This is a genomic window from Coriobacteriia bacterium (genome assembly GCA_031292615.1).
Taxonomy (GTDB): Bacteria; Actinomycetota; Coriobacteriia; order Anaerosomatales; family JAAXUF01; genus JARLGT01.
Window position 1 is genome coordinate 1 of the sequence record JARLGT010000061.1, and the last position, 7,952, is coordinate 7,952.

The following is a 7,952-nucleotide window of genomic DNA, read 5'->3' on the forward strand; positions in this document are numbered from 1 at the left end:
ACGCCGGGAATGAGTGCCGCCGCAGGCGCGGATCTTCCCGAGCTGTCGTGGGCACTGCGCTCTCACCCCGGAGCCGTCCGCGCGGACAACGAGGACTTCGTCGGCGCATACGCCCCCTATGTGATCGAGGATCACGGGCCCTGCTTCGTCGTCTGCGACGGCATGGGCGGCCACGCGGCGGGTGAAGTCGCAAGCCGAATGGCCGTCGAGCAGCTGCTCACGACGTGGACCACGGCTGCTCCTTCGCCCACCCAGTCGGCGATCCGCTCGGCGATTCGGCAAGCGAACCAGGCGGTGTTCGCGGCCTCGCTCGACATCGAGACGCGCGGCATGGGCACTACGTGCACGGCGCTGGCACTCTCAGGACACGAGGGGTTCATCGGGCACGTGGGCGACTCGCGCGCCTACCTCGTCCACAAAGGTCAGTGCACGCAGCTGACCGCCGACCACTCCAAGGTTGGCGACATGCTGCGGATGCGCCTCATCACTCCCGAGCAGGCCGCCAAGCACCCCGCGCGCTCGCAGCTCACTCGCAGCCTTGGGGGAGCTCCGGGTGTCCAGGTCGACATCGTCCGGACTGCCATCCACAAGGGCGACGCGTTCGTGCTGTGCTGTGACGGCGTCTGGGACCTGGTCTCTCGGCAGGAGATCGCGCAGACATGTGCGCTTCCCGACGTCTCCGAGGTCGCCGAGCGGCTTATCGCGCTCACGCTCGAGCGGGGCGCACACGACAACGTCTCCGTCCTTGTCGTCCGGGTGACCGGCGACATCCCCCAGCTCGCGGCCGATCAGGGCCGCGGCGGCGGGATGGGCTTCCTGCAGCGGCTCGGCCTCGTGCGAGGCCCCGCGAAGGTCGACGTCATCGAGGATGAAGAGCCGGCCTAGCCCGAGGCCGGCTTCAACTGGCAGGACGCTCAGCACGTCACGCTCCAGTCGGCTTCGACTTGGACGGGCCTTGTCGTCGTGATGCTAGGCGGCGGAATCATCCAGTTCGGGCCGATGTTGGTGAGATCGCGCCGCAGACGCATCCCCCTTGCTCGCGGCGCGGCACAAAACGAAGCGGGTCCCAAGAATCCGGGGCCCGCTTCCACACTCTCCGGCAGCTTCAGTCGCCACCGCGAATCCCTAACCGAAATGGCCTTCGCACCGTCCGAGGCGCCACTCCAAAAGGCTATTCTCGAGAACTGTTGGCCACTTTGGCGTTTACGGCCGCATCCTCGAACTCTCCAGGGACTTATGCCCGGTGCTCCAACGCGCTCGAACCGCTCGTCGAAGCCCTTCCTCTGCCATATCGGCTCGGGTCTTCTGACGCTTCGCTTTCCACCAGTGGATAGACCTCCCAACTGCCGGATGCGGCGCATGCGGTTCGCGCCTCACGTCTGAATATACGCCAGCTCCCCCGCCGAGCAACGCCTCTGACGTGCGGAAACGACGAACGGCGACGTATTGACGGCCGTCGGCGCCAAACGGCGGACGACCGCGATGCTCCGCTCGGCCTCCCGCTCGCTCGTCCAGCTACAGTACCGCGTGCTCCGAGTCGATACACAATCTGGGAGTTCGAGGGGAGCGGCACAAGACCACGTCGCTTCCGGAGGGGATACAGGATGTCGCAGGCCGAAGTGATCCTCGGTCGCATGACCGCGCCTGGCGTGCCAGAACGCAACGTCGTGTTGCGCGACGGCGCGCTGTTCGCCGGCGCCGACCCGATCTCACCGCAACGGCTCGTCAGCTGGGATCGCTGCGGCCATTTCGTCTGGGCCTCGCCCAACATGCACGACGTCTTCTATGGCCAGCACCCCCAGCTCGCCGAGAACCTGGAGATCGCGCGCCCAGAGGGGTCGACTCCGGTTGCCCCCGCCGCGCCCGGCCGAAGGTCGGTCGTTTGGCTGCATACCGGGCTGGCCACTAGTAGCGTCGTGCTCGCCTCGCTCCTCGGACTGCTGCTGGGGCTGCGTTCGCTTCTCGGCGCGATGCTCTCGGGCGGCACAACCGGCGTCGCGGCCATGACGATCGCCGGCGGGCTCGTAGCGGCAGCCGCGTTTCTCGGCGGATGGCTGCTGACGCCTCAGGCTTTCAAGCGCGGCGCGCCCCGCACCGTTGTAGTCACGCCGCTCGCCTTCGCCGCGATCATGATAGTCAGCTTCGTCGTGAGTTCGCCGCGTTCAAGCCTGGGCGCAACGATGCTGTCCTTCGGCGTGCCCGTGACTGTCGCGGCGGTCGCGATGTACGCTGGGGCGCTCGCTGCCGACCCACAGGCGGCAGCAGGTCGCTCAATCGCCTCCCGGCTCGCTACCCTCGGACTCACGCTGGTCGTCGCGATGTCCAGCTGCACTCTGGCCGCCGCGAGCATGCCGGCCAACTCGCTGGACCGCTCGAACGGAGTGTTCGCCACTCAGGACGGCAACACAGACGGTTCGACGGTGCCGTCAGAGGACGAGTACCGGTCCGAAGCCGAGGGCGTTCTTCCCGGCTGGAAGGTCGAGCAGTACATCTCGGAAGGTCCGGGTGCGATCTGCTTGCTGGGCTCCTCTTCGGCGCCCACAGTGCACTTGGTCTTGACCCAATCTGACACCGGCGAAACGTCGCTCGATGCCTTCAGAGGTCAAACAGTGGCGTTAGCGGCGTTCGCTCAGGCGTTCGCGCGCAAGCATCCAGGAACCGACTGGGCCGTGTCCTGGTCGGGAACCCCGATGAAGTACGGCCCGCAGGGAGGTCAAGGCACCGTCTACACCTACGTCGGTGTGAGATTCGTGTCGCTCGCCTCGTTCAACAGCTCGGTTAGCTCCGGCGACGCGCTTAGCGGCGGCGACAGCGAGGAGTGGGTCCTCACTGGAGCCGGGAACTCCGTGTCGTGGATGACCTCCGACGATCCGCGCCTCGGCGCGCTCTTGCAGCAGTCGTACCCCAGCGAGTCACTCTCGGGAGCACAGCAGACGTACCCGCAGGACACGCAGTCCGGAAGCTACGCAAGCCCGCAGTCGAATCCGCAGGGGTACTCGCAGAACGGCGCCTATCAGGTTGCCCCCTAGAGGCACGCGGCCGGATCGCTACTTCAACGCGTCGAGTCGCACCTTGAGCTGGTCGGTCGTCTGCTCGCCTACGACAGTGCCGCTGACCACGCCGTCCTTCGTCGCATACACGAACGTGGGGACGTACTGAACACCGAGCTTATTCGCGATCGCCATCGCTGCGTTGTCACTGCCGTCGACATTGAGGCGCCTGAACTCGACCTTGTCTCCGTACTGCTTCTCTAGCCCCTCGACCAGGGGCTTCATCTTGGCGCAGGACGGTCAAGTTGGCGTGTAGAACTCTATGAAGACCGGCTTGCCCGAGGTTTGAATAGTCTGCTGCGAAGTCGAAGTGCCCTTTTCAAGAGGACCGGTCCAGCTGGCGACACCGCCGGTCAGATCCGCGACGTTCTTGAATCCCATCCCCGCCATAGTCTGTTGCGCCTCGGCTGAGCGCGCACCACTAGCGCAGTAGACAACGTAGGAGTTGTCCTTGTTCCAGGTTGCTGCCGTCTGTGCTATTTGGTCGACCGGAACGTTGATCGCTCCCTTGATGTGTCCCAGCTCGTACTCGCCGGACGTTCGTACGTCGACAATCTGCGCACCCTTGGCCTGGGCGGCGATCAATCCAGCCGAGTCGACCTTGGTAATGCCGCTTCCGCCCTTGGGCAACAGCAGCATGAGTGCCACAGCTACCACGGCGACGACAACGACCCCCCAGATGATGATCTGGCTGATTGGCTTCTTCTTTGGTGGCGCCTTCTTCATGAGCAGACCTTCCGGCGGTAACAGCGCTATCTACTATACCCCGCAGGGTATTTTGACACAACGTAACGACGCACTCTTCCCTGCTCGGGGATAATGAACAAGCTAACTAGCAACCCAAGAGCAAGCCGCTCACCAAACTGCGGCTTGTTGCCGCGCAATTCCTCAAGGAGCCGCATGTCGGACCAGCCGTCATCGACGACCACTCAAGCCGCCCTCGGCGACGCTCCTCTGCGCGGTGAGCTGCTCTCGGCGGACCGCCTCGCCGAGGAGGCTCGAGCTCTCGCCGCCGAGCAGCCTTGGGTCGCCGACGAGCACTTGCGAACCACACCTCTGATCCCGCTGATGCAGCGTGCGGCCACGGCACTGGCCTCGGCAAATCGCGAGCTTGCCGCAGCCGCGCGTGCCACTGGCGGCTCGTCGCCGGCCGGCGAGTGGCTGCTCGACAACTACTATCTCATCGAGGAGCAGGTCCTGCTCGTGCACGAGGACCTGCCCAGCGACTACGGCATCGAGCTGCCGCGGCTGACCCAGGGCGCCTACCGCGACTTCCCGCGCCTCTACACGGCGCTTCTCAAGCTGATCGAACATACCGACGCACGCCTCGACGAGGAGTATCTACAGCGCTTCATCGCCGGGTACCAGGAGACATCGCCGCTGATGATCGGCGAGGTATGGGCCGTGCCAATCATGCTGCGCATCGGCTTGGTCGAGAACCTGCGCCGGCTCTCGCACGCCACCATCGCCTCGACTCGCGCCGAACGCGCTGCCGACTCGTGGGCCGAGAGGCTCGTGCTCGCCGCTCAAGACGGCACCACCGACGCGCTGCCCCAGCTCCTCGGCAGCATCGACGCCGAGACCCACGGCATGCCGCCGGCGTTCTTCGTGCGGCTCACGCGCCGGCTCGGCGAGCTTGAGCGCGGCGGCGAGGCAATCAACGCCTGGGTCGAGCGCCGGCTTTCCACGGACGGCATCGTCTTGGAGGACGCGGCCGTCGATGCGCAACAACAGCAGGCCGCCGACCAGGTCTCGATCGCCAACTCCATCACCAGCATCCGAATGCTCGACGCCCTGGACTGGCGCGAGTTCTTCGAGCAGGTCAGCGTCGCCGAAGACGTGCTTCGCCGAGATCCTACGCAGACCTACGGCGTCATGGACTTCGGCAGCCGCGACCGCTACCGCCATGCGATCGAGCAGATCGCCCGGCGAAGCAACCTCGACGAGGTGGGCGTCGCCGAGAAGGTCGTCGAACTCGCGCGCGCGGCGCTCGCGCGCGACGCGTCGGATGAGGTGGCCGGACACGTGGGCTGGTGGCTGATCGGCAGCGGGCGCTACGAGCTCGAGCCGGCAATCGGCTACCGCCCCCACAGCCGCGAGCGTCTCTACCGCGGACCGCTCAAGCGCAAGGGCGAGCTCTATTGGGGCTCACTGGCGGTGCTCACGGCGCTGCTCGTGGCCGCGCTGGGCGGGTACGCGATGTTCGAGCACGCGGCCGCTTGGCAGATCGTTGTGCTGCTGATCATCAGCCTGATTCCGCTCTCCGAACTCGCGCTCGTAGTGGTCAACCGGCTGGCAGCGTTCGTCTTCCCGCCGCGTCGCATGCCCAAGCTCGACCCCCGCCGAAACGTCGACGACTCCAACCGCACGCTCGTCGTCATCCCAGCGCTGCTCTCCTCGGTTAGCAGCACGCGCCACATCATCGAGCACATCGAGACGACCTACCTCGCCAACCGCGACCCCAACGTCGCGTTTGGGCTGCTCGGCGATGTGCGAGCCTCGGCCGAGCCGAGCCGGCCCGACGACGGGCTGATCACCGAGGCCGCCGTGCGGGGGATCTCCGAGCTCAACGAGCGCTACGAGGCCGAGCACGGGGTACGCCCGTTCCACCTGCTCATCCGCGAGCGCCGCTACAACGAGTCCGAGGGCGTATGGATGGGCTGGGAGCGCAAGCGCGGCGCACTTACCGAACTCGTGCGCGAGATGCGTGGCGACACGGACACCTCGTTCGTCACCAAGCTGGGCGAGGTCGCCTTCCGCCACTCCTGCGTCTTCGTGATCACTTTGGACGCCGACACGGTCCTGCCGCGCGATGGCGCGCGCAAGTTGATCTCCGCGATTGCGCATCCGCTCAGCCGCGCGCAGTGGCGCCCGGGGCAGGCTCGCGTCCAAGGCGGCTACGGGCTGATGCAACCGCGGGTGGGCATGACACTGCCGGGTAGCCGTCGCAGCCGTTTCGCCGCGATGTACTCGGGCCCAACCGGCATCGACCCGTATTCGGGCGCCGTCTCCGACACCTACCAGGATGTCTTTGGCGAGGGCTCGTTCACGGGCAAAGGCATCTTCGAGGTCGACGTCTTTGCAGGTGTGCTCGAGGACCGTTTTCCCGAGAACACGCTGCTTTCGCACGACCTGATCGAGGGGTCGTTCCTGCGCACCGCGCTGGCAAGCGACATCGAGGTCCTCGACGACTACCCGGCCAACTACCTCGCCGCTGCCTCGCGCCTGCACCGCTGGGTGCGCGGCGACTGGCAGACATTCCCATGGGTGGGTGCGACCGTCGTTGGTGAGGACGGCAAGCGACAGCGCAACCCGCTCTCTGTGCTGCACCGCTGGAAGATGTTCGACAACCTTCGCCGATCGCTGGTCTCGCCGACGATGCTGCTGATGTTCGTGGCCGGTTGGCTGCTACTTCCCAACTCCACGATCTCCTGGCCGCTGTTCATGCTGCTGTTGGTGCTGTTCCCCGCGTACTTCTCGCTCGCCGACGCGATGGTCTTCCGGCCCAAGAGCGTGAGTTTCGTCTCGACCGCGCCGTCGATTCTGCGAGACTTCGCCGGCGACACGTGGCGCGGCGCTCTGACGCTCGCGGTACTCCCGCACCAAGCGTGGCTGATGCTCGACGCCATGATCCGCGCAATCTACCGCATGACCGTCTCGCACAAGCACCTGCTCGAGTGGGAGACAGCCGCCGACGCCGAGCAGCGCGCCGGCACCACGCGCACTGCCTTCTGGCGCGCGATGGGCCCCATGGCCGTCTCGGCGGTCGTGGTGATCGCGATCTCGACGCTGGGACGCGTGCCTCGAATTCTCACGGCGCTGCCGCTTGTCGCGGTCTGGCTCGTTGGACCGATTTTCGCCTGGTGGGTCTCGGCGCCCACGCCCGAACGCGTCGCCGAACCGCTCTCCGCCGAGGACCGCCATATGCTGCGGCGAATCTCGCGCAAGACCTGGCGCTTCTTCGATACGTTCGTGGTCGGCCACGGCCACAACCTCGCTCCCGACAACTTCCAGGAAGATCCGGGCGCGGTGGTTGCGTGGCGCACCTCCCCCACCAACATCGGACTGCAGCTGCTCTCGTACGTGAACGGCTACGACCTCGGCTACACGACGGTCTCCGGCCTTGAGGACCGGGTGGCTGCGACTCTGAACTCCGTCGCCGGTCTCGAGCGCTTCCGCGGCCACTTCTACAACTGGTACTCGATCGACACCCTCGAACCGCTGCGCCCGATGTACGTCTCCACGGTCGACTCGGGCAACCTCGCCGGCCACCTGCTCGTCCTGCGCATCTCGCTGCTGGAGGCTTCCGAGGCCGCGCTGCTCGGCCCGCAGCTGCTCGAAGGCGCGCGCGACGCGGTTCTACTCGCGCTCGAGGACCTCGTCGCCTGCCAGGATGCGCTCAAGCCGGACACCATCGTTCGCTCGATGCGCGAGTCGCTCGACGGCCTCGTGCGCGCCATCGACACCGCCGAGACCCCGCATGATCTCGGCGAGTGGTCGGCGCTGCTCAGGCGCCTCGACGGCCTAGCCACCGAGGCGCAGCGCCTGCTCGGAGGGCTGGACGAGGCTGTCGCGCCCACGCGTGTGGCGGCGCCCGTCGGCCACGAGTCCGGCCACGGCCTCACCGTTCCGGTCACGCCGCTCGAGCAGCTCTCGGTATCGATCGCCGAGATGGGCTGTGCCGTCACAGAACCGCTCGACCTGCTCGGCCGTCTGGCGCCGTGGGCCGCGCTCATCGCCGAGGCACCTGCCGAGATGCGCTCGCACGCTGCGCTCGAACCGCTGTTCTCGCACGTTCCGTCGCTGGTAGGGCTCGCCGAGGGCCTCGTGCAGGCGCTCGCGGCGCTCGACGAGCTGGCGGCTGCGACCCCCGGCGACGGGACGCTCGCCGCTCCGGGCGAC

Annotated in this window: 5 protein-coding genes; 3 read left to right on the forward strand and 2 right to left on the reverse strand. The window is 66.7% G+C overall.

The window, feature by feature from the left end:
- Both P4L93_05500 and P4L93_05505 read left to right on the forward strand, forming a co-directional pair.
- The coding region (locus P4L93_05500; GenBank protein ID MDR3686389.1) for a protein phosphatase 2C domain-containing protein at window positions 1-885 on the forward strand (885 nt) is incomplete at its 5' end.
- A 719-nt stretch (window positions 886-1,604) separates the two neighbouring features.
- Window positions 1,605-3,029, forward strand: coding sequence for a hypothetical protein (locus P4L93_05505; protein MDR3686390.1), 1,425 nt, complete (start codon window positions 1,605-1,607; stop codon window positions 3,027-3,029).
- A gap of 18 nt (window positions 3,030-3,047) precedes the next feature.
- Here P4L93_05505 and P4L93_05510 read toward each other — a convergent pair whose 3' ends face one another.
- Both P4L93_05510 and P4L93_05515 read right to left on the reverse strand, forming a co-directional pair.
- Window positions 3,048-3,275, reverse strand: a complete 228-nt coding sequence (locus tag P4L93_05510) for a thioredoxin domain-containing protein (protein MDR3686391.1) — start codon at window positions 3,273-3,275, stop codon at window positions 3,048-3,050.
- Between the two features lie 15 nt (window positions 3,276-3,290).
- Window positions 3,291-3,776 (reverse strand): rhodanese-like domain-containing protein, encoded by a 486-nt coding sequence (locus P4L93_05515; protein ID MDR3686392.1) that lies wholly within the window; start codon window positions 3,774-3,776, stop codon window positions 3,291-3,293.
- Window positions 3,777-3,950: 174 nt separating this feature from the next.
- Here P4L93_05515 and P4L93_05520 point away from each other — a divergent pair.
- A partial coding sequence (locus tag P4L93_05520; GenBank protein MDR3686393.1) for a glycosyltransferase family 2 protein occupies window positions 3,951-7,952 on the forward strand: 4,002 nt, incomplete at its 3' end.